Annotated in this window: 20 protein-coding genes and 1 pseudogene; 11 read left to right on the top strand and 10 right to left on the bottom strand. The window is 62.1% G+C overall.

Features of this window, described 5'->3' with window-relative positions:
* The first annotated feature begins 37 nt into the window (after positions 1–37).
* Positions 38–673 carry an FMN-dependent NADH-azoreductase gene (locus AC0L3L_RS15640; protein WP_473489188.1) on the top strand — a complete coding sequence of 212 codons (636 nt, stop codon included), beginning with the start codon at positions 38–40 and terminating at the stop codon, positions 671–673.
* A 148-nt stretch (positions 674–821) separates the two neighbouring features.
* Here AC0L3L_RS15640 and AC0L3L_RS15645 read toward each other — a convergent pair whose 3' ends face one another.
* The 5 genes from AC0L3L_RS15645 to AC0L3L_RS15665 form a co-directional block, all read right to left on the bottom strand.
* The gene (locus tag AC0L3L_RS15645) at positions 822–1,115 is read right to left on the bottom strand and encodes an HlyU family transcriptional regulator (RefSeq protein WP_095491489.1); all 294 of its coding nucleotides are present in this window, start codon (positions 1,113–1,115) and stop codon (positions 822–824) included.
* A gap of 106 nt (positions 1,116–1,221) precedes the next feature.
* Positions 1,222–1,893 (bottom strand): PadR family transcriptional regulator, encoded by a 672-nt coding sequence (locus AC0L3L_RS15650; RefSeq protein WP_473638235.1) that lies wholly within the window; start codon positions 1,891–1,893, stop codon positions 1,222–1,224.
* 135 nt (positions 1,894–2,028) lie between these two features.
* Entirely contained in the window at positions 2,029–2,409 is a 381-nt protein-coding gene (locus AC0L3L_RS15655; protein ID WP_473489190.1) for a thiol-disulfide oxidoreductase DCC family protein, read from the bottom strand.
* 126 nt (positions 2,410–2,535) lie between these two features.
* Complete coding sequence (locus AC0L3L_RS15660) at positions 2,536–3,171, bottom strand: sulfotransferase family 2 domain-containing protein (RefSeq protein ID WP_473489191.1); 636 nt, start codon at positions 3,169–3,171, stop codon at positions 2,536–2,538.
* Between the two features lie 96 nt (positions 3,172–3,267).
* The gene (locus tag AC0L3L_RS15665; RefSeq protein WP_095491492.1) at positions 3,268–3,561 is read right to left on the bottom strand and encodes a GYD domain-containing protein; all 294 of its coding nucleotides are present in this window, start codon (positions 3,559–3,561) and stop codon (positions 3,268–3,270) included.
* Positions 3,562–3,940: 379 nt separating this feature from the next.
* On the opposite strand from AC0L3L_RS15665, the gene AC0L3L_RS15670 reads away from it, so the two are divergent.
* The 6 genes from AC0L3L_RS15670 to AC0L3L_RS15695 all read left to right on the top strand — a co-directional run bounded on the left by AC0L3L_RS15670 (position 3,941) and on the right by AC0L3L_RS15695 (position 7,741).
* Positions 3,941–4,297: a hypothetical protein gene (locus AC0L3L_RS15670; protein WP_473638236.1), complete on the top strand. Its 357-nt coding sequence runs from the start codon at positions 3,941–3,943 to the stop codon at positions 4,295–4,297.
* Between the two features lie 138 nt (positions 4,298–4,435).
* Positions 4,436–5,932, top strand: coding sequence for a multicopper oxidase family protein (locus AC0L3L_RS15675; protein WP_473638237.1), 1,497 nt, complete (start codon positions 4,436–4,438; stop codon positions 5,930–5,932).
* 28 nt (positions 5,933–5,960) lie between these two features.
* Positions 5,961–6,401, top strand: coding sequence for a DUF411 domain-containing protein (locus AC0L3L_RS15680; protein ID WP_123148359.1), 441 nt, complete (start codon positions 5,961–5,963; stop codon positions 6,399–6,401).
* 9 nt (positions 6,402–6,410) lie between these two features.
* A complete protein-coding gene (locus tag AC0L3L_RS15685; RefSeq protein WP_473638238.1) occupies positions 6,411–6,536 on the top strand; it encodes a hypothetical protein in 126 nt (41 codons plus the stop codon).
* Entirely contained in the window at positions 6,533–6,997 is a 465-nt protein-coding gene (locus AC0L3L_RS15690) for a c-type cytochrome (RefSeq protein ID WP_473638239.1), read from the top strand. The genes AC0L3L_RS15685 and AC0L3L_RS15690 overlap by 4 nt, the downstream gene beginning before the upstream one ends.
* A gap of 51 nt (positions 6,998–7,048) precedes the next feature.
* Complete coding sequence (locus tag AC0L3L_RS15695) at positions 7,049–7,741, top strand: SCO family protein (RefSeq protein ID WP_473638240.1); 693 nt, start codon at positions 7,049–7,051, stop codon at positions 7,739–7,741.
* Between the two features lie 471 nt (positions 7,742–8,212).
* Here AC0L3L_RS15695 and rpoD read toward each other — a convergent pair whose 3' ends face one another.
* The 3 genes from rpoD to AC0L3L_RS15710 all read right to left on the bottom strand — a co-directional run bounded on the left by rpoD (position 8,213) and on the right by AC0L3L_RS15710 (position 13,083).
* Entirely contained in the window at positions 8,213–10,234 is a 2,022-nt protein-coding gene (gene rpoD / locus AC0L3L_RS15700; RefSeq protein WP_029350162.1) for an RNA polymerase sigma factor RpoD, read from the bottom strand.
* Positions 10,235–10,605: 371 nt separating this feature from the next.
* Positions 10,606–12,582 carry a DNA primase gene (gene dnaG / locus AC0L3L_RS15705; RefSeq protein ID WP_473638241.1) on the bottom strand — a complete coding sequence of 659 codons (1,977 nt, stop codon included), beginning with the start codon at positions 12,580–12,582 and terminating at the stop codon, positions 10,606–10,608.
* Between the two features lie 135 nt (positions 12,583–12,717).
* Complete coding sequence (locus AC0L3L_RS15710) at positions 12,718–13,083, bottom strand: RcnB family protein (RefSeq protein ID WP_473489199.1); 366 nt, start codon at positions 13,081–13,083, stop codon at positions 12,718–12,720.
* Between the two features lie 387 nt (positions 13,084–13,470).
* Here AC0L3L_RS15710 and AC0L3L_RS15715 point away from each other — a divergent pair, with 387 nt between their 5' ends.
* The 3 genes from AC0L3L_RS15715 to AC0L3L_RS15725 all read left to right on the top strand — a co-directional run bounded on the left by AC0L3L_RS15715 (position 13,471) and on the right by AC0L3L_RS15725 (position 16,893).
* The gene (locus tag AC0L3L_RS15715) at positions 13,471–15,135 is read left to right on the top strand and encodes a Na/Pi cotransporter family protein (RefSeq protein WP_473489200.1); all 1,665 of its coding nucleotides are present in this window, start codon (positions 13,471–13,473) and stop codon (positions 15,133–15,135) included.
* Between the two features lie 233 nt (positions 15,136–15,368).
* Positions 15,369–15,578 (top strand): DUF2061 domain-containing protein, encoded by a 210-nt coding sequence (locus AC0L3L_RS15720; RefSeq protein WP_095491496.1) that lies wholly within the window; start codon positions 15,369–15,371, stop codon positions 15,576–15,578.
* Positions 15,579–15,711: 133 nt separating this feature from the next.
* Positions 15,712–16,893, top strand: a complete 1,182-nt coding sequence (locus AC0L3L_RS15725; protein ID WP_473638242.1) for an MFS transporter — start codon at positions 15,712–15,714, stop codon at positions 16,891–16,893.
* Positions 16,894–16,903: 10 nt separating this feature from the next.
* On the opposite strand, the pseudogene AC0L3L_RS15730 reads toward AC0L3L_RS15725, so the two are convergent.
* Positions 16,904–17,023 (bottom strand): annotated as a pseudogene (locus AC0L3L_RS15730) (GNAT family N-acetyltransferase); the annotation flags it as partial.
* 95 nt (positions 17,024–17,118) lie between these two features.
* Between AC0L3L_RS15730 and AC0L3L_RS15735 the strand changes: the two are divergent.
* Positions 17,119–17,628, top strand: a complete 510-nt coding sequence (locus AC0L3L_RS15735) for a DUF1801 domain-containing protein (protein WP_473529641.1) — start codon at positions 17,119–17,121, stop codon at positions 17,626–17,628.
* Positions 17,629–17,641: 13 nt separating this feature from the next.
* Here AC0L3L_RS15735 and AC0L3L_RS15740 read toward each other — a convergent pair whose 3' ends face one another.
* Positions 17,642–18,649, bottom strand: a complete 1,008-nt coding sequence (locus tag AC0L3L_RS15740; protein WP_473638243.1) for an arginase family protein — start codon at positions 18,647–18,649, stop codon at positions 17,642–17,644.
* Positions 18,650–18,705 lie beyond the last annotated feature (56 nt).

The following is an 18,705-nucleotide window of genomic DNA, read 5'->3' on the forward strand; positions in this document are numbered from 1 at the left end:
AGGTCGGGACAATTCATTCCAACCTTGGAGACCCGCCGTGTCCATCCTTCTCGTCACATCCAGCCCGCGCGGCAATGCCTCGCACTCGACCCGTATCGCCACCGACCTCGCCGAGAAGCTGCTTGCCGCCGATCCTTCGGCCAAGCTTGTCGTACGCGATCTCGTCGCAAACCCGCTACCGCACATCGATGCTGATTATTCGACCGGCATCTATACCCCCGCTGAGGCCCGCACCCAGCGCCAGGCCGAAGTCGTCGGCGTTTCCGACGCCGTACTCGATGAACTGTTTGCGGCCGACACCATCATCCTCGCTACCGGCTTCATCAATTTCGGCATCTCATCGACGCTGAAATCCTGGGTCGATCACGTCGCCCGCTCCGGCAAGACTTTCGCTTATGGCGAGAATGGCCCGAAGGGCCTCGTCACCGGCAAGAAGGTCTACATCGTCCTTGCCTCGGGCGGCATCTATTCGGAAGGCGCTGCCGTGCAGATGGATCACGCCATCCCTTACCTGCGCAGCGTGCTTGGCTTCATCGGCATGACCGACGTCGACGTCATCCGCATCGAAGGTGTCGGCATGGGCCCCGAGGCCGTCACGGCCGCTCTGGCCAAGGCATCGGCCAAGGTGGATGCGGTGGTGGCCTCGACCGGGGCAGTTGCCGCTGCCGCGTAGCGCGAACAACAGGTAATCAGAACCAAAAAAGGCAGGCGCCGGGTGCCTGCCTTTTTTGCACTTGCCGCCTGATGCCCGACGAGGCGTCGGCGGTTCCTACAGCTTTCTGACGTCGCTCCGCTGTCGCGCGACATCGCCATTCGCCAAGCTAACCGAAGATCTTCTCGCCCTGCTCGTCGACCAGTTGGATACCCTTCTTGATCGAGATGTCGACAGCGTCGTCGAGCCCGGCAAAACGATCGGCGCGGATGAATTTGTGTTCCTTCACCACGCCGTCGATTTCCTTCGAAACCACGCCGCAGGTCTGGTATTGGCCTTCTGCCTTGTAGGGCGTGGCGCTGATCAAAAATCCCTTGTGCTCGATCTGCTTTGCCGGTGCAGCACTCTTTGGTTCGCCCGCGTCACCGCCGCCACCACCGAAAAGACGTTTCAGAAAAGACATGGGAGCGCCCTCCAACGGCAATCATCCTGCATCACATAGCGTGGTGCAGGATGATTTCACTAGCGGTCCTTAGGCAAACGGGCAAGGGCCGCATCCGGCCCGGAAGTCAGTCGCGCGACAGCGCTTCGAGGGCTTCGGCCGCCCCTTTCAATATCGCAATCGCCTCGGCCTGCTTTTCCGCGGGCGCGTCGACGATATTGCCGAGGGCTGCGCGCAGCCGGTGGCGCACGGCGCGGAATTCGTCGCGCTTTTCCGAACCGCCGCGGCCGCGCCGTCCGCCGTCTTCGCCGTCGTCGTTCCAGCCGAACCACTCGCGCGCCTTCGCCATCTTGCGGCCGAAACGCTCGAGATGGTCGAGCACGTGGTCGACTATCTCGCGATTATCGTTGAGATGCGCCTGCCCTGCCTCGGTAATCGAAAACACCTTCTTGTTGCCTTCCGCCGATGAGACGGCATAGCCGGCCTCTTCCAGGAAGGTCAGCGTCGGATAGACCACGCCTGGGCTCGGGCTGTAGACGCCGCTGGTACGTTCCTCCAGCGCCTTGATGATGTCATAGCCGTGGCGCGGCGCCTCGGCCAGCAGCGACAGCGTGATCAGCTTGAGATCGCCGTCGGCCAGCATACGCCCGGCGCGGAACATGTCGCCCGGCCCGCCGCGCCCGCCGCCCCTCATGCCGTGGCCGAATGGGCCGAAGCCGCCGCCACGGCCGCCGAACCTGCCGGCCGTATGCATGAAAACGCGCTCGGCATGCTCGCCGAAATGATGATGTCCGTGCATTGTCTGCTCCTTGAGTTATGTCTTACGATATATCTCAATTATGCGGATGAGGCCGTTGAGTCAAGATATATCTTACGATGTATCTGAGAACGGTGCCACCAGATTGATTTCGTCACCGAGCTTGGCTAATACCGGTTACCAGCGGCCCTTGCGCCGGTTCCAGGCATAGAGAAGATCGGCGAAGCGATCATAGGCATAGCGCGTCAACGGCAGCGCGGCGGGATTGCCGAACAGCGTTGCAAGCCAGCCCTCGCCCGGCGTTCTCAGCCAGACAGCAATTGCGACATCGGCGCCAACCAGCAGTTTACCGTCCGCCTCGGTTGCGTGCAGCCGGCGGCGGATGTCCTCCAGCGACACGCCGTATCCGGCCAGTGCCGCCGGCTCGGCATTGATGTCGCGAAACGTGATCCGCCCGGCCTTGATCGCCTCGACCAGCCGCCGCTTTTGCCGGCTGATCCCGGCATCGCAAACCGGACAACAGGTGTTGTACCAGACGGTCAGTTGAGGCTTGGGCATGTGTTTCGAGACGCGAGCTGAAGGGCTGCGCTGACTATCCGGGAAATCCCTTCGGCCCGCAATATTTCGGACCAGACTGGCCGCGCCGCGGCATCGTGCCGATGAATTGCGGATGTCTCGAAAAAATCAAAATTCGTAGCCGAAGCGCTCGAAATCCCTGGAATAGAGCCGTCGCACGATGCTTTTCGCCTCGCCATCGTAGACGGCGCGATAGTCGTAGGGTGCATTGACGTTTGCCCGTGGAAGCTTCACTTCGCCCGGCAGGTCGAGCCGTTCGACCAGGGCATTGAATTGCTCGGCCAGTGTTTCAAACCGCAAAACCTCGTCGATGATAAGGTTTCCTTGCCTGTCCGAAATCCAGCTCGTCTGGTCCACCTGCACAAAACGGTTCTTGCGTTCGAGATAGCGCAGGAAAGTCTTGAAATCCAGAACCCTGGCTCTGTTCCGGCGCCGGCCGGAGAGATAGTCGCGGCGGAAATAGTAGGTCGAGACAGCAAGTTCGAAAGGGTTGCGCACGACAGCGAACTTGTACGCGCTGTCATAAATCTCGGCCGGCAGCTTGTGCTTCACCCAGCTTGCTTTGTCATGCTGCCTGAGGAACGCATTTTGGGGCGTCTCGCGCACGGGAAGGTGTGACAGCAGGCGACGCCATTGCGTTCGCTGCGGTTTCGGGCTCCACGGCTCCAGCGCACGGGTGACCGAGGTCCCAGCCGTCTTCGGGATATGGATGAAAATGAAGTTCTTTTCGAGCGAGAGCAGCATTCCTCCTCATGATCAGCGGATCGGGCGCCGTCAAGCGGCGCCTGACCGTCGATATCCGGGCTCGGCAGCTTGCGCGGATCTGTAGCCGCGCAAGCCTCAGCCGAGCGAGGCGATGATCTCGCGATACGCCAATTCCGGGAAAGCCTTGAGCGTCCGCGTCCTCACGTTACCGCCTGACGCCAGCATCAGCGAGAAACGAGCGAGCACCGCATCGTCAGGCGCTTCGACGATCGCCACCATATCGCATTCGCCCATGGTGAGATAAAACGCCTTGAACGAGCCGCCCATGTCTCCCAGCAGCTTCTTGGCGGCATCGAGCCGCTTCGGCGACTCGCGCACATTTTTGGCGCCCTGCTCCGTCCAGTTGATCAGCACGATATAGTTTGTCATGCACACCTCCCTCCGGAGCCTCGGAGCACGGCGTCACCGCCGGGGCGGGCATCCGGGTTTGTCGCCCGAAAAATGCATCCGACACGAGATTATCCTCCCACAGCAGGTGTGCTGCAACAACAACCGCACCGTCTGGCGAGACAATTCCTGGCACGAACGAAAAAGGACGCCGCACAGGCTGTGTTAAAAATGATGAGGACCTGCAAAGGCGCTGGCCTTCGCTCGATTTCTTGACGCGTGAACAAGCAGGATAAAGTCTGAATCGGGTGGAATGTCGCCTTCCTGCCCCCGAACGGAAGGACTAGGGAGCAATTCGCGAGGTCGAGTTGCGACAACCTGTAACTGGACTTGGCGCAGAAACAGACTAGCATGCCGCGTCATGCGCAGACTTGCCCGCATCTTCGCAATTGTGCTGCTCGTAGTGTTCGCAGCAGGCACGGTTGCGCATGCAACTAACGCAACGAGCATGGCACTGGCGATGTCTTCCGCCGCGATGACTGACGGAGACATGGGGGCTGACGGAGACATGGGCGATTGTAATGCCTGCCCTCCCGACGACAGCGGCAAGCCTCAGCTATGCAGTGCGGCCTGCCTTGTGCCTTTCGCAGCAATTCCTGCGCGGATCAGTCTCGTGCTTTCCTTTGTGGCAGCCGAAATTGCGACTTCACCGCTGGTGGAATTGGTCGGCCACACCGACCCACCCGATCCCTCTCCTCCCCGAACCATCATCCTGTAGCTGACGCCGGCAGGGCTTGCCCGTTGCCGGTGCAACGACCATGGGCGCGTCGTACCGCCCGTGATCGCAGTTTCGCATGAGGTGTCTTTTCCGCGCCGCCATGTGCGCGAACGACCGACTTTTCAGGATGGTTGAACCATGTCCAGATTTCCCATGCCGGCGCAGACGCGTCGAGCCTTTCTTGCATCGGCAGCCGCGAGTACGGCGGGTGCGGTGCTTCCAGTGTTGTGGCGGTCGCCCGTCCATGCCGCGGCTCCGCACGAGGTGCAATTGCGGGCGGCGCCGGGTCGTACGCGGCTTATGCCCGAACCATCCGGCGAGATTGCCGCCTGGTGCTACGGCGGAACTGTTCCCGGTCCCGAGATACGGGTCCGGCAGGGCGAGCGGCTGCGGGTCGTGGTCGAGAACGGCCTCGCCGAGGAAACGACCGTGCACTGGCATGGCGTGCGCGTGCCGCACGCCATGGACGGCGTCCCGCACCTCACCCAGAAGCCGATCGGAGCGGGAGAGCGCTTCGTCTACGAATTCGATGCGGTCGACGCCGGCACCTTCTGGTATCACCCGCACCAGCGGAGTTTCGAGCAGGTCGAGCGCGGGCTTTACGGACCGCTGATTATCGAGGAACGCGAACCGGCGCACGTCGACCGCGACGTGACCTGGATGCTCGACGACTGGCGATTGACCAAATCGGGCGCAATCAGCGAGGATTTCGGCAACCGGCACGACATCCACCACAACGGCCGCGTCGGCAACACGGTTACCATCAACGGTCGCGTGCCGGATACCTTCGCCGTCAGGGCGGGTGAGCGCATCCGCCTGCGGTTGATCAACGCCGCCAATGCGCGCATCTTCAGCCCCGACTTCACGGATCTTCAGCCCATCGTCATCGCGCTCGACGGCCAGCCGGTCGCGCCATACCCGCCGGATGGCGGGCTGGTGATGCTTGGCCCGGCCATGCGCGCCGACCTGATCCTCGACATGACGGGCAAGCCCGGTAGACGGGTTTCGATCTTCGACCGGTTCTACGAAGGGCTGGAATACAAGCTCGTCGATATCGCTTATTCCGACACTCCGCTCCGCGAGGGCGCGCCCGACTGGCCGCTGGCCTTGCCGGCCAACCCGCTATTGGAGCCGGACCTGGAAACCGCGTCCCACAACGAGGTCGTTTTCACCGGCGGCATGATGGGCCAGATGGTCGCCCAGGACATGGGTGAAATCATGGGCCCGGGTGCGCCGGGCGGCATGACGCGCGACATGAATTCGATGATGGGCGGAGGGATGATGCAGATGATGAATTCCAGCACTGCTTGGTTCATCAATGGCATCGCCGCCGACCAGGCTCGCCACGACATGAAACCGGCGCTGACGCTCGCGCGGAACAAGAGCCATGTCATCGCCATGACCAATGCGACAGCCTGGCATCATCCGATCCATCTCCACGGCCATTCGTTCCGGGTGATTTCCCGCAATGGCCAGCCCACCCGTCATCGCGAATGGCAGGACACAGTGCTGGTTTCGCCCCGCGAAAAGGTCGAGATCGCCTTCGTCGCCGACAACCCCGGCGACTGGATGTTCCACTGCCACATTCTTGAACACCAGGCTGGTGGCATGATGGGGGTCTTCCGCGTCGCCTAATCTTCCGAAAAACCAAAAGGAGAAAAACATGTCCAATATTCTGAAAGCTCTCGCCCTTGCGTCCTTGCTCTCCAGTGCCGCTCCGGCGCTTGCGGGCGAAAAGGACGTCACGCTTTACAAGAACCCGCAATGCGGCTGCTGCGAAGGCTATGCCGATTATCTCAGGGAGAACGGCTTCGCGGTCACCGTCAAGCCGACGCATGACCTTTCTGCCATGAGCCGGGAAGCGGGCATTCCGGCGGAAGCCGAGGGCTGCCATCTTTCCTTCATCGACGGCTATGTGGTGAGCGGCCATGTGCCGGTCGGCACGGTCAACAAGCTCTTGACCGAGCGGCCCGACATCAAGGGCGTGACGCTGCCTGGCATGCCAATGGGCTCCCCCGGCATGAGCGGCACGAAAGAGGGTCCGTTCGAGATTCTCGAAATCCAGAAGTCTGGTGGGACCGGCGGCGTCTACGCCAAGGAATAGGAGGCTGCGATGATGGATGGCACGAGCGGAATGATGATGTGGGGCATGAGCCTCGTGTGGCTGCTCGCCGTGCTTGTGCTCGTCCTTGGGGTGGCCGCACTGGTCAAGTACCTGTTCTTCGGCGGCAGCAAATGAAAAGAACGCCGGTCCTCTTCTCGATGCTCGGGGTGGCTGCGGCAGTCCTTGGATTTTCCTGGCCCTGGCTCGCGGACCGGATGGCCGGCGGCGCCTCGGCTGCCACTGTCGCGCTCGGAAAGACGATCTATGCCGAGCGTTGCGCCACCTGTCAGGGCGCCAACCTCGAAGGACAACGCGACTGGAAAAGCCAGCTGCCTTCGGCACGCATGCCGGCTCCGCCGCACGATGCCTCCGGCCACTCCTGGCATCATCCGGACGGCGTGCTCTTCCGTGTCACCAAGGAAGGACCGGCCGCGGTCGTCGGCGGCGGCTACCAGAGCGACATGCCGGCATTTGCGGGTGTGTTGGCCGACGAGGAAATCCGGGCCGTGCTCACCTTCATCAAGAGCACCTGGCCCGAACGGGAACGGCAATATCAGGCGGAGATGAGCCGCCGGGAGCAGGAGCAGGCGCGATGAACGCGGTCCGACCGCGCCCCGCCAAATCCCTCCTCAACTGGAAGCATGGGTATGAAAGCAAGAATCCTGATCGCAACGCTTTCTCTGTTGCTGGCCGCCGCGTCGCCCGCGCGAGCGCATCATCCGGGCGCCGATCTCGACAAGATGATGGGCAGTGAGGAGAAGTTCTTTCAGATCATCGACGAACCGGCCGCGCCGCCGTTCGAACTGGCCGACGCGGACGGAAAGGCCGTCCGCCTTTCTGATTTCTCGGACAAGATCGTGGTGCTCTACTTCATCTTCGCGAGTTGCACCGATCTGTGTCCAATCCATTCCGAGGTGATCGCGGACGTTCAGCGCAAGGTCAACGCTACGCTGATGAAAGACAGGGTGCAGTTCCTGGCAGTGACAACCGACCCGGTAAGGGACACGTCCGAAGTCCTCGAGGCCTATGGTCCAGCGCATGGATTGGATGCGGGCAACTGGATGTTTTTGACGACACGGCCAGGCCAACCGGACGATACGACCCGGAAACTGTCAGAGGCTTACAATGTACGCTTCGAGCCGCTGGAAGACGGCCAGCAGATGCATGGGGCCGTCACCCACGTCATCGATCGCGGCGGACGCTTCGCTGCCAAGTTCCACGGCCTCAGGTTCGACCCGCTGAATATGGTTCTTTATATCAACGGCCTCACCAACAGCGTCCGGAAACCGGCAAAACCCGAGCCCGGCTGGTGGGACAGGCTCAAGGTAATGTTCCGATGAACATTGACGCCACTTTCGGCGATGCCGCGGTTCACGACATATCCATGAGGAAGCGCTGCAACGCATGAATGATCGCTGGATGGCCGATTCGAATCTGAGGCGAAAGCGACAATGCGCCGCCGAGCTTCCGGAACCACAAAGCGAATGATGCCAGGCGGCCGGTTCCTCATCAGAAGCCTCAGGGGAATCAGAACCGAAATGGCGCTCTCGGTCCTAATGCATGTCGCGCAAAAGTGCGCAGCGGTTTTGCGATAACGACATGCATAAAAACAAAAGCTTAAAGCGCGTAGCATGAATCCGTTCGAACGCGACGCGCTTTAGCCTACGACATCATCCGCAGCATCAATCTCAGATCAGCCCAATCCGCATAGGGCTGCATCATCGAAATGACCCCGCCAACCAGCGGGATCGTTTCGATTCTCACACTGCCTGCGCAGCGCCCTTCAGAGATTGCCTATCCGTTACCCGGCATCAGCTGTCGAGGAAGCTCCGCAGCTTGCGCGAGCGGCTCGGGTGCTTGAGCTTGCGCAGCGCCTTGGCTTCGATCTGGCGGATGCGCTCGCGGGTGACCGAGAACTGCTGGCCGACCTCCTCCAGCGTGTGGTCGGTGTTCATGCCGATGCCGAAGCGCATTCTGAGCACGCGCTCTTCACGCGGGGTAAGCGAAGCAAGCACCCGCGTCGTCGTCTCGCGCAGATTGGCCTGGATCGCCGCGTCGATCGGCAGAATCGCCATCTTGTCCTCGATGAAATCGCCGAGATGCGAATCCTCCTCGTCGCCGACCGGCGTTTCGAGCGAAATCGGCTCTTTGGCGATCTTCAGCACCTTGCGCACTTTTTCCAGCGGCATGGCGAGCTTTTCCGCCAGTTCCTCCGGCGTCGGCTCGCGTCCGATCTCGTGCAGCATCTGGCGCGAGGTGCGCACGATCTTGTTGATCGTCTCGATCATGTGCACCGGAATGCGGATGGTGCGCGCCTGGTCGGCGATCGAGCGGGTGATCGCTTGCCGGATCCACCACGTCGCATAGGTCGAGAACTTATAGCCGCGGCGGTATTCGAATTTGTCGACCGCCTTCATCAGGCCGATATTGCCTTCCTGGATCAGATCGAGGAACTGCAGGCCGCGATTGGTGTACTTCTTGGCGATGGAAATGACGAGGCGCAGATTGGCCTCCACCATTTCCTTCTTGGCGATCGCGGCTTCGCGCTCGCCCTTCTGCACCTGGTTGACGATCTTGCGGAATTCCAGGATCGAGATCGCCGTTTCGGTGGCGAGGTTCTGGATCTCGGCGCGCAGGTCGCGGATCGCGTCCTTCTCGTTCTTGGTGAATTCCTTCCAGCCGCGCGACGTCAGATTGCCGATCGAGCGCGTCCAGTTGGGATCGAGTTCCGAGCCCTGATACTCCTTCAGGAATTCCTCGCGGCGCACGCCATAGCTTTCGGCCAGCCGCAACAGCTTGCCTTCGTTCTGCACCAGGCGCTTGTTGATGTCGTAGAGCTGCTCGACCAATGCCTCGATGCGCGCCGTGTTCAAGGACAGCGACTTCACCGCCTTGATCAGCTGATCCTTCAGCTCCTTCAGCCGGCGGTCCTGGCTGGGCGACAGCGTGCCGGCGGCAGCCAGCCGGTTCTCGACCTGCTGGTCCTGCAGCTTGCGCAACTTCTTGTAGGTGTCGGCGATGACGTCGAGCGTCTCCATCACCTGCGGGCGCAGCTCCGCTTCCATCGCCGCCAGCGACAGGCTGGCTTCGTCCTCGTCTTCCTCGTCGTCATCAGTCAGACCGCGCGTGTCGCCGCCGACATTGGTGATGTCGTCCTCGTCCTCGCGCGAACGGCGCGGCTTGTCCTCGGTCTTGGCTTCCTCGATCCGCTCGACCACCGGCGCCTGCTTGGCCTCCGGTCCGGCATAGGTCGCTTCGAGGTCGATGATCTCGCGCAAGAGGATCTTCGATTCGTTGAGCTCGTCACGCCAGATGATGATGGCCTGGAAGGTCAGCGGGCTTTCGCACAGGCCCGCGATCATCGTCTCGCGGCCAGCCTCGATGCGCTTGGCAATCGCGATTTCGCCCTCGCGCGACAGAAGCTCGACCGAGCCCATTTCGCGCAGATACATGCGAACCGGATCGTCGGTGCGATCGGTCGGCTCTTTCTTGGTGGTCGTCGCGGCAACGGCGGTACCGGTCTGCTCGGCCAGTTCGTTGGCGTCTTCCTCGGCGTCGGCAGCCGCGTCGGCGGCTTCGGGCTCCTCGCCCTGCTCGTCGTCCTCGACCACGTTGATCCCCATGTCGGAGAGCATGGCCATCGTGTCCTCGATCTGCTCGGAGGTCACTTCCTCCGAGGGCAGCACTGAATTCAGTTCGTCCATGGTGACATAGCCGCGCTTCTTGGCGGCTTTGATCATCTTCTTGACAGCATCGTCGGAAAGGTCGAGCAGAGGGCCATCGGTGGCGCCTTCACGTTCGGTCTCGACCTCTTCCTTTTCTTTTGTCGCCATTCTTTATTTTCTCCAAGCGGCCAAGTATCAAGCCGCGTAAGCTGCCGTACCGGTTAAATCAGATGCGCTCGCTCTAGAACGCGCTTCCCCGGGCCAGTAACTGCATCTCTCGTTAAGTCCAGATTAACCCTGGTATCTGTGGCAGGCTGACTGCCTGTCCAGTGACCGGTACCTCACATCGCTGCATTTCCCGTCGACGCCGGCACGGGTTAACGTTTCGAATCGTCCTGATTCCGTCATTCTGCCCGAAGGTCAAGCGCCTCTCGCATGATTCGCATGAAAAAAGCGAATCAATTACCCGACTTAAAGCGCCGCGGCTGATTCGACGCGCAAGCACGGTTCTGCACTTTCACTCTTTCGTAAGCTTCGACCTACACCCGCCCGGCCCTGCCCGAAGACACGCCGAACCCTTCGATCAGCGCTTCCGTTGCCTGCACATCACGAAATTGCGCCTGGATCTCGACGAGATGCCGGTAGTTTTCGTCCGTGGGATCGCTGGCGAGCGCCGCTTCCGCCTGTTTCAGCTCCTTATGTAAGGTGCGCGCGCTGCGCTGCAAGTGGAGCGCCTGGCTGAAGGCGTCGCGGGCATCGTCAAGTCCGGCTGTTTCGAGCGCCGGCCATTGCCGCGCCCGTTTGATCAGCGCCACCACGCGCGCCCAGATCTCGCCGCAGCCCGCCCGTTCGATGGTCGCGATCACCGCGTTGCGGTCGTTGGCCATGTCATGCGCCATCGCATCGAGAATGGCCGCATGCAATCGCTTCAGATCGGTGTTGGCGAGGTCGAGGAACTCGACATGTGCGAAATTCTCGTCGATCAGCGCCGGATGATTGACAAGGGCTGCGATGATCGTCGCCTCGCGCACCGACATCCCCTCGCCGCCGCGCTTGACTAGCGCCGAGCGGCCAAGGCTTTCGGTAATCGCGGTGCGTCCACCGGCATTGCCGCCGCGTGCGAACTGTCCGCCAGGAGCTGAGCCCTTGCCCTGAAAGCGCCCGCCGGGCCGGCCATCTTGACGCCCCCCTGGATAGCCTTGGCGCGCGCCACGCTGGGTGCCGAAAAAGCTTAGCACCCGCTCGCGCATTTCCTGTTGGTAGTGATAGCGCAAGCTCTCGTCGCGGATGCGGCTGGTCAGTTCGCGCAGCGTCTTTTCCAGTTCCGCCCGCCGTTCCGGCGTGTCGAAGATGCCGCCGGCCGTTTCGCGCACCCACAAAAGGTCGGCGAGCGGCCGCGCCTCGGAAAGCACGGCGCGAAACGCGTCCGGCCCATCGGCTTTGACCAGATCGTCGGGGTCCTTGCCTTCGGGCAGAAGCGCAAAGCGCACCGAGCGGCCTGCCTGGACCGCCGGCAGCGCCATGTCGGCGGCGCGCCACGCCGCCTTCAGTCCGGCCTGGTCGCCATCGAAGCACAGCACCGGCTCGCCGGCCATCCGCCACAGGAGTTCGAGCTGATTTTCCGTCAGCGCGGTGCCGAGCGGCGCCACCACATTCTCGAAACCGGCCTGCGCCAGCGCGATCACGTCCATATAGCCCTCGACGGCGATGACCGTGCCGCCCTTGGCCAGCGCCCCCTTTGCCAGCGCTTGGCGCGCCCGGGCGAAATTATAGAGCACGTTGCCCTTGTGGAAGAGCTCGGTGTCGGGCGAATTCATGTATTTGGCGAGCGCATCGGCTGCCAGCGCCCGCCCGCCAAAGGCGATTATCTTGCCTCTGGAGTCCGGGATCGGGAACATGATGCGGTCGCGGAACCAATCGTAGGAAACCGGAACGTCGTCGCCATGGCGCACCAGCCCGCATGCCTTGATATCGGCCTTGGGCACGCCCTTGGCGGCAAGATGCTCCTTCAGCGCATTGCGGCTGTCGGGCGCATAGCCGAGCCGGAACGACTGCTGCGTCGCCGGCGTCAGCCCGCGGTCGCGCAGATAGGCGCGGGCTTTTGCGCCTTCCGGCCCTTGCAGCCGCTCCTGGAAGAAGGCGGTCGCCATTTCCATGATTTCGGTCAGGCTGGCGCGTTCCTTTTCGCGCCGTTCCTCCTGGGCATCGCGCACCGGCATCGGCACGCCGGCCATGTCGGCGATCTTCTCGACTGCTTCGGGAAAGCTCATCCCGTCGAGTTCGGTGAGGAATTTGAAGTGGTCGCCCGAAACCGAGCAGCCGAAGCAATGGTAGCGGCCCTTCTTGTCCTCGCAATGGAAGGACGGGCTCTTCTCGCCATGGAAGGGACAGCACGCCCAATAATCACCGCGCGGCGCGTTGGTCTTCTTCCTGTCCCACGCCACGCGCTGGCCGATCACCGATGAAATCGGCACGCGGTCGCGTATCTCGTCGAGGAAGGCAGGTGGAAAGCGCATCGGGAACGGCTCGTTTGTCCTCCATATAATCACGCCGGCGAAACCCGACGACTCCTAATGCGGACCATACCCGGTTTTCACAGGGCAAAAGAAGGCGGCCGTTGCGGGCCGCCTTCTTTCCTATTCCGGCGACGGTCAGTGCGCGGCGATCGCGCCGAAAATGATGCCGGAGACGACGCTGACCAAGAGATAGTCGTTGCCGACGCGGATCCATTCCTGGCCACGGCCCGGACGACGCAGGCCATAGTGGCGATAGTCGCGGATCGGCTGGTGACGCTTCCAGCTCGAATATTTCTGGCCGTTGCGCCAATGGTTCCCCTTCACGATGACTTTCTTCTTCACCACGACGCGCTTCTTCACGTGCCTGTCCGGCTTCTTCCAGTCGACCTGGCTGTGGGTCGACTGCGGCGCGTTCGGTACGTTCAGCGGCGCGGCCTGGCCCTGCAGCGACGTGGCAGCCAGCATCGAGACGGCGACTGCGGAAAGAATGATGCGTTTCATCACGGGTACTCCTTGGTTGTCGATACCCAAGCAATAGGGCCCGAAGAATGAACCGAAACTGAACATGAGAATTACGTTTTTGTAATGATTTCATATATTTATAATAACTAATTCAACACTCCACTCAAACCGGATCTGAAGGTGTCGCCTGCACTGACTGCGCGGTCATCCGGAAGCCGGCCGGCAATGCAACCATTTTGCGATCCATCCATTTCCGACACGCCCTGTCGCGCACCAACAGCCGGCCGAATTGGGCAAAATTTATTATCCGGCTAAAATTAATCGGAGTAGCATCGATCTTTGTAATGCCCTTGATTCGCTCCCTCTTTTGCTCCTTTGCCGTCACGGTGACCGTATCGCTGGCGCCTGTCAGGCTGCGAGCCTGATATGAGCGGTTCGGTCGTTTTGCTGCATCTTGCCGGCGCGGTGGCGCTGATGCTGTTTGCCACCCGGTTGGTGAAGACCGGCGTCGAGCGCGCCTACGGCGATGTGCTGCGCCACAAGCTGCGCGCCACCATGCGCAATCCTTTCATGGCGGTTCTGGCCGGCTGCGGCCTGGCGATCGCGCTGCAAAGTTCCACCGCCGTTACCTTGCTGGTCGGCTCCTTCGCCGGCGCCGGCATTGTCAGCGGCATATCGGGCCAGCTTGCCGTGCGCGGCGCCGAGATCGGCTCGGCGCTGGTGGTCAAGCTGCTCACCTTCGACCTGTCGCTGCTGGTGCCGATCTGTCTTGTCGCCGGCACTGTCATGTTCATGGCCACCGAGCGGCGCGATTGGCGCCAGTTCGGCCGTATCCTGGTCGGCATCGGCCTGCTGGTATTGTCGCTGGAGATGATCGGCCAGGCATCGGAGCCGCTGCGCCAGAGCACGCTGATGCCGGTCATCGTCGATTACTTTTCCAGCGACCCGGTCACCGCCTATCTCCTGGCGGCGCTGGTCACCTGGCTGTTTCATTCCTCGATCGCCGCGGTGCTGCTGATGGTGACGCTGGCCGGTCGCGGCTTCATCCCGCCCGAACTTGGCATCGTGCTGGTGCTCGGCGTCAATCTGGGCTCGTCGATCATCGCACCGCTGCTCACCCGCAACGCAGACCCGGGTGTGCGTGTCGTACCGATCGGCAATCTCCTGATGCGCGGCATGGGCTCTCTGGCCATGCTGATCCTGTTTATGTGGTTGAAGCCGCCGGTCGCCTTTATCGGCGCCACCGTGCCCGACCAGATCGTCAACGCGCATGTTCTGTTCAACATCCTGATCCTGGTTGCCGGCCTGCCACTGGCCGGCCTCGTCTACCGCGTTTCGGAAAAGATCGTGGCGCTCGGCACCAAACCGGCGCCGGCCGATGCGCTCGACGTCGTCGAGCTTTCCGCGCTCAACGACAGCGCCCTGGACGTGCCGAGCCAGGCGCTGGCCAACGCCACCCGCGAGGTGGTGCGGGTCTGCGAGACGGTCGAGATCATGCTGAAGCGCATCATCGAGCTCTATGAGAGCGCCGACGCCGACAAGATCAAGGCGCTGGCCGCGCTCGACGACCGCGTCGACAAGAAACATGCGTCGATAAAGCTCTACCTGGCCAAGGTGACCAGGAACCCGCTGAGCGAGGACGAGGCGCTGCGCTGCCAGGAGTTGATCGGCGCCTGCGTCAAGCTCGAACAGGTCGGCGACATCATCGTGCGCAACATGCTGGTGCATGTCAGAAAGAAGCTCGAGCGCGGGCTGGAGTTCACGCCCGAGGGCTGGCGCGAGCTTAGCGCCTTCCACGCCTCGGTGCTCGCCAACGCACGGCTTGCCTTCAACGTGCTGGTCTCGCGCGATCCGGAGACCGCCCGCCAGCTGGTGCTCGAAAAGGACCGGCTGCGCGACCGCGAGAAGGAGACCAGCGCCAGCCATTTCGTGCGGCTGCGCGACGGCACCGCCAAGAGCGTCGAGACCAGTTCCATCCATCTCGACACCATCCGCGACCTGAAGCAGATCAACTCACTGCTCGCCTCGATGGCCTATCCCGTGCTCGAGGAACGCGGCCTGCTCACCGGTTCGCGGCTGAAGGCGGGATAGACTGGGCCTGCAGGCGGAAGCCAATTGCCCGACCATCAGCGCGGCAATTGCTTCGAGCCAGCCGCGAAAATTAGCCTTTGCTCAACCTCCCGTCTGTCGGCTAGAGCATTTTGCAGCCAGACGCCTTCATTTGGCGTCCGACAGAATGCCTCAACAAAGACGTGGGGCGCGGTTTTGGCTCCACCAAACGCAAAGCGCTCTAAGGATCGGTCAATCCGCCGGGAGAAAAGTAAATGGATACCCACTCGCGCAGTTTCGCCAAGGCGCTTTCCTGGCGCGTCACCGGCACCATCGACACGATGATCATTTCGCTCGTCGTGACAGGCAGCATCAAGCTCGCTGCGGCCATCGGCCTGACCGAAGTCATCACCAAGTCGCTGCTCTATTATTTTCACGAGCGGGCGTGGCTGAAAATTCCCTATGGGAGGAAGACGACCATCTAGCGCTTGCCGGATGCGGCCGGAGCCTGGCTGAACCGATCAAGAAAACCTAAAGCGTCGTCGACAATTTCTGGATTGCTCGCGGCTCTCGCTCGTGATTTGAGGCCATCTCATTCAAGGATCGCCTCCCAGCGCCATGCTTCCCCTTATCGCTCTGTTCATCGCTGCATTCGCATTCGGCACCACCGAGTTCGTCATCGCCGGCGTGCTGCCGCAAGTTGCCGATGGCCTTGGCGTCTCCATCCCAACTGCCGGCTACCTCGTCTCCGGCTACGCCGGTGGGATCGCGATCGGCGGACCGCTGTTGACGCTCGCCACCAAGACGATTTCCCGCAAGGCCTTGCTGGTTGGCCTTGCCGCAGCCTTCACCATCGGCCAGGCCGCCTGCGCCCTTGCACCCGACTTCGCCTCCATGTTGCTGCTGCGGATTGCGGTGGCCGTGGCGCACGGCGCCTATTTCGGCGTCGCGATGGTGGTCGCGGTCGGCCTGGTCCGCCAGGACCAGCGTGGAATGGCCGTGGCGCTCATCCTGTCGGGCCTCACGGTCTCCAATGTCATCGGCGTGCCGGCCGGCACGGCGATCGGCAACATATGGGGTTGGCGCGCGACGTTCTGGGTGATGTGCGCGCTTGGAGTGGCGTCCATCGCTGCCATGACCGTGCTGCTGCCGCGCAAGACGGGATCGTCGCGCCAGTCCGTCAGTTTCGGCAGCGAGGTTCGCGTGCTCGCACGCCAGCAGGTCTGGACGTCGCTGATCCTCATGCTGATGCTGATGATCGGCCAGTTCGGCCTCTTCACCTACATCACACCGACGCTGCTTGAAATCACCGGCCTCGACAAGAGCCTCGTGCCCTGGGTGCTCCTGCTCAACGGTGTCGGCGCGACGATCGGCGTCTTCCTTGGCGGGCGGCTCGCCGACTGGAAACTGATGCCGTCGCTCATCACCATGCTTTTCATGCAGGCGGTGACGCTTGCCGTCATTTACGCCGTCAGCCCGTACCCGGTGCCGATGGTGGTGGCGATCATCATCTGGGGCGGTCTCAGCTTTGCCATCGGCACGCCGATCCAGACCCGTATCCTGACCTGGACGGCGGATGCCTCCAACCTGGCCTCATCGCTCATCCCGGCCGGCTTCAATGTCGGCATCGCGCTGGCCGCCTCGCTCGGCGCTGCCATGCTCAATGCCGGTTATGGCTATCGCAGCCTGCCGGTGGTTGGCGCCATAGCCATGCTGGTCGCCGTGGCGGTCGCGCTTGCCTCGCATGTCTGGGAGTGGCGCCGCAACACGACGCCACCGCTACAGGCTGCAGCCGAGTAGACAGCAGACTCTACAAATCGATCCGGCGTAGGCTTTCGGCGCCGCCATAGGCAGCATCCTCGAAGAAACGCCCGACGAGCCGTCCGCCATTGGCCAGCACCACCTTCTGCGGGGCGAGATTTACGGGTCTGGGCGGAGATCAACAGGATTCGGAAGTTGATCTTCAGGGACGGCTTTCTAAAATCAGATATCATCGACTACACACTACCACTTGGAGTGAACCCAATGGCCGGCAACACGTCCGAGAAATCGGCGAAGGCCGTCGCCGAGCGGGCCGCTACGAAGGCGACCAAACCGCGCAAGGCGACGCCGAAGCCGCAGTCCGGCAAGGCCGCGAAGCCGACCCTCCTCGCAGGCGGCAACCCCCAGATCGCGAAGGCCGAAGGCGACGCTCCCGTGCAGGCCTACATCGCGGCCATGCCGGGCTGGAAAAGCGACATCGGGCGCCGTCTCGACGCGATCATCGAGCGCACCGTGCCGGGCGTGCACAAGGCAGTCAAATGGAACTCGCCGTTTTACGGCATCGAAGGCCAGGGCTGGTTCCTGTCGCTCCACGTCTTCACCCGCTACGTCAAAGTGACCTTCTTCCGAGGCACGTCGCTGCGTCCTCTTCCTCTCGGCGAGTCCAAGCACAAGGAAGTGCGCTATCTCGATATTTATGAGGACCAGCTCGACGAAGCTCAGTTCGCCGCTTGGGTGAAGCAAGCCAGCCAATTGCCAGGCGAACGACTGTGAGATGCATCGCGAATTAGCCAAGGGCATCCGCAAGAACCTCATTCAAGCGTGCAAACGCGGTGGGCTCGTCTGGCGCATGGGCCGGATTAACTTCTGTGACGGTCAGGCCGCGCCATTGCTGCAGGGCGGTTAACTGCTTTAGCACGAAGGCGGCTTGCTCCAGTTTGAGACCGTCGCAACGGCGCACATTCTCAGCAATCGGGAAATCGATAAAGGAGAGCACATCGACATCGAAGTGAATAAGCACGCAGTCAAAGCGCGCCGCCCATTCGGCCGCGCGCGCCGCCGCCGCCTCGATATCACTCAAAGCCTCCTCACGCGATATAACCTTGACCGCATTATCTCTGATGGCGGCGGCTTCGGGCGGAGTGATATTCTCGACGCCGAAATAGAGGAGCTGCTGAGGCACGAGCATCGGACGGGTTGGGCCGAGCCCGGCGAGCGAAGGCTCGCGTCCCGGGATGTCGAGCAGATGAGCGACACCAGTCCAGTCCAAGGCGCCGTCGCTCGTGTCAGGTGTGTTGAGATCGGCGTCAAAGTCTATGTAGACGAGTCCGATCCGCGCGCCGGCCGCGTTCGCTCCAGCGACCGTTCCCAGCTCCACAGTACAATCGCCGCCTAAGACAAGCACGTCTTCCTGCGCTGCAATCGCCGTCGCCACGTGGCTTGCGACCAAGTCACAAGCCCCGCGCACGGCCTCCAGGTTCATGGCCTGCGGCCGCGAGGGATCCGGCCGCCACCGGAACGATGCAACATCGCCATGGTCCCTGACGGCTCTGCCTCGGCTCGCGAGCGCTTCTGCGAGCCCATGTCGCCGAAACGCCGCGGGGGCTCGTTCCTGCCCCGGCGAATAGGCGCCGGCGCTGGTGGCGGCGCCGATAATGTTCAACAGACGCGCCGCCAAAATCGAAGCTCCATTTTCGTATGATCCTCGTTGCAAAACGGGTCTGGAGGGAGGAAGGTTCCTCCTCGACGTCGAGAGTTTGTCGCCCGCGCCGGAACGGCAAACGGCTTGCCGCATTGATGCCGTCGTGAGACGCCGGACGCCGAACGTTCTCAAAGCCACTGGGACCAATC

Source organism: Mesorhizobium sp. WSM4849 (assembly GCF_055811385.1).

What these genes read in the sequence shown, in the direction of transcription:
- AC0L3L_RS15685 (WP_473638238.1), top strand. Translation starts at nt 6,411, where the DNA reads ATGATGGATGGCACGAGCGGAATGATGATGTGGGGCATGAGCCTCGTG.
- AC0L3L_RS15650 (WP_473638235.1), bottom strand. Translation starts at nt 1,893, where the DNA reads ATGCACGGACATCATCATTTCGGCGAGCATGCCGAGCGCGTTTTCATG.
- AC0L3L_RS15725 (WP_473638242.1), top strand. Translation starts at nt 15,712, where the DNA reads ATGCTTCCCCTTATCGCTCTGTTCATCGCTGCATTCGCATTCGGCACC.
- AC0L3L_RS15680 (WP_123148359.1), top strand. Translation starts at nt 5,961, where the DNA reads ATGTCCAATATTCTGAAAGCTCTCGCCCTTGCGTCCTTGCTCTCCAGT.
- AC0L3L_RS15740 (WP_473638243.1), bottom strand. Translation starts at nt 18,649, where the DNA reads ATGCGGCAAGCCGTTTGCCGTTCCGGCGCGGGCGACAAACTCTCGACG.
- AC0L3L_RS15690 (WP_473638239.1), top strand. Translation starts at nt 6,533, where the DNA reads ATGAAAAGAACGCCGGTCCTCTTCTCGATGCTCGGGGTGGCTGCGGCA.
- AC0L3L_RS15735 (WP_473529641.1), top strand. Translation starts at nt 17,119, where the DNA reads ATGGCCGGCAACACGTCCGAGAAATCGGCGAAGGCCGTCGCCGAGCGG.
- AC0L3L_RS15695 (WP_473638240.1), top strand. Translation starts at nt 7,049, where the DNA reads ATGAAAGCAAGAATCCTGATCGCAACGCTTTCTCTGTTGCTGGCCGCC.
- AC0L3L_RS15710 (WP_473489199.1), bottom strand. Translation starts at nt 13,083, where the DNA reads ATGAAACGCATCATTCTTTCCGCAGTCGCCGTCTCGATGCTGGCTGCC.
- AC0L3L_RS15660 (WP_473489191.1), bottom strand. Translation starts at nt 3,171, where the DNA reads ATGCTGCTCTCGCTCGAAAAGAACTTCATTTTCATCCATATCCCGAAG.
- AC0L3L_RS15720 (WP_095491496.1), top strand. Translation starts at nt 15,369, where the DNA reads ATGGATACCCACTCGCGCAGTTTCGCCAAGGCGCTTTCCTGGCGCGTC.
- rpoD (WP_029350162.1), bottom strand. Translation starts at nt 10,234, where the DNA reads ATGGCGACAAAAGAAAAGGAAGAGGTCGAGACCGAACGTGAAGGCGCC.
- AC0L3L_RS15670 (WP_473638236.1), top strand. Translation starts at nt 3,941, where the DNA reads ATGCGCAGACTTGCCCGCATCTTCGCAATTGTGCTGCTCGTAGTGTTC.
- AC0L3L_RS15675 (WP_473638237.1), top strand. Translation starts at nt 4,436, where the DNA reads ATGTCCAGATTTCCCATGCCGGCGCAGACGCGTCGAGCCTTTCTTGCA.
- AC0L3L_RS15715 (WP_473489200.1), top strand. Translation starts at nt 13,471, where the DNA reads ATGAGCGGTTCGGTCGTTTTGCTGCATCTTGCCGGCGCGGTGGCGCTG.
- AC0L3L_RS15645 (WP_095491489.1), bottom strand. Translation starts at nt 1,115, where the DNA reads ATGTCTTTTCTGAAACGTCTTTTCGGTGGTGGCGGCGGTGACGCGGGC.
- AC0L3L_RS15665 (WP_095491492.1), bottom strand. Translation starts at nt 3,561, where the DNA reads ATGACAAACTATATCGTGCTGATCAACTGGACGGAGCAGGGCGCCAAA.
- AC0L3L_RS15655 (WP_473489190.1), bottom strand. Translation starts at nt 2,409, where the DNA reads ATGCCCAAGCCTCAACTGACCGTCTGGTACAACACCTGTTGTCCGGTT.
- dnaG (WP_473638241.1), bottom strand. Translation starts at nt 12,582, where the DNA reads ATGCGCTTTCCACCTGCCTTCCTCGACGAGATACGCGACCGCGTGCCG.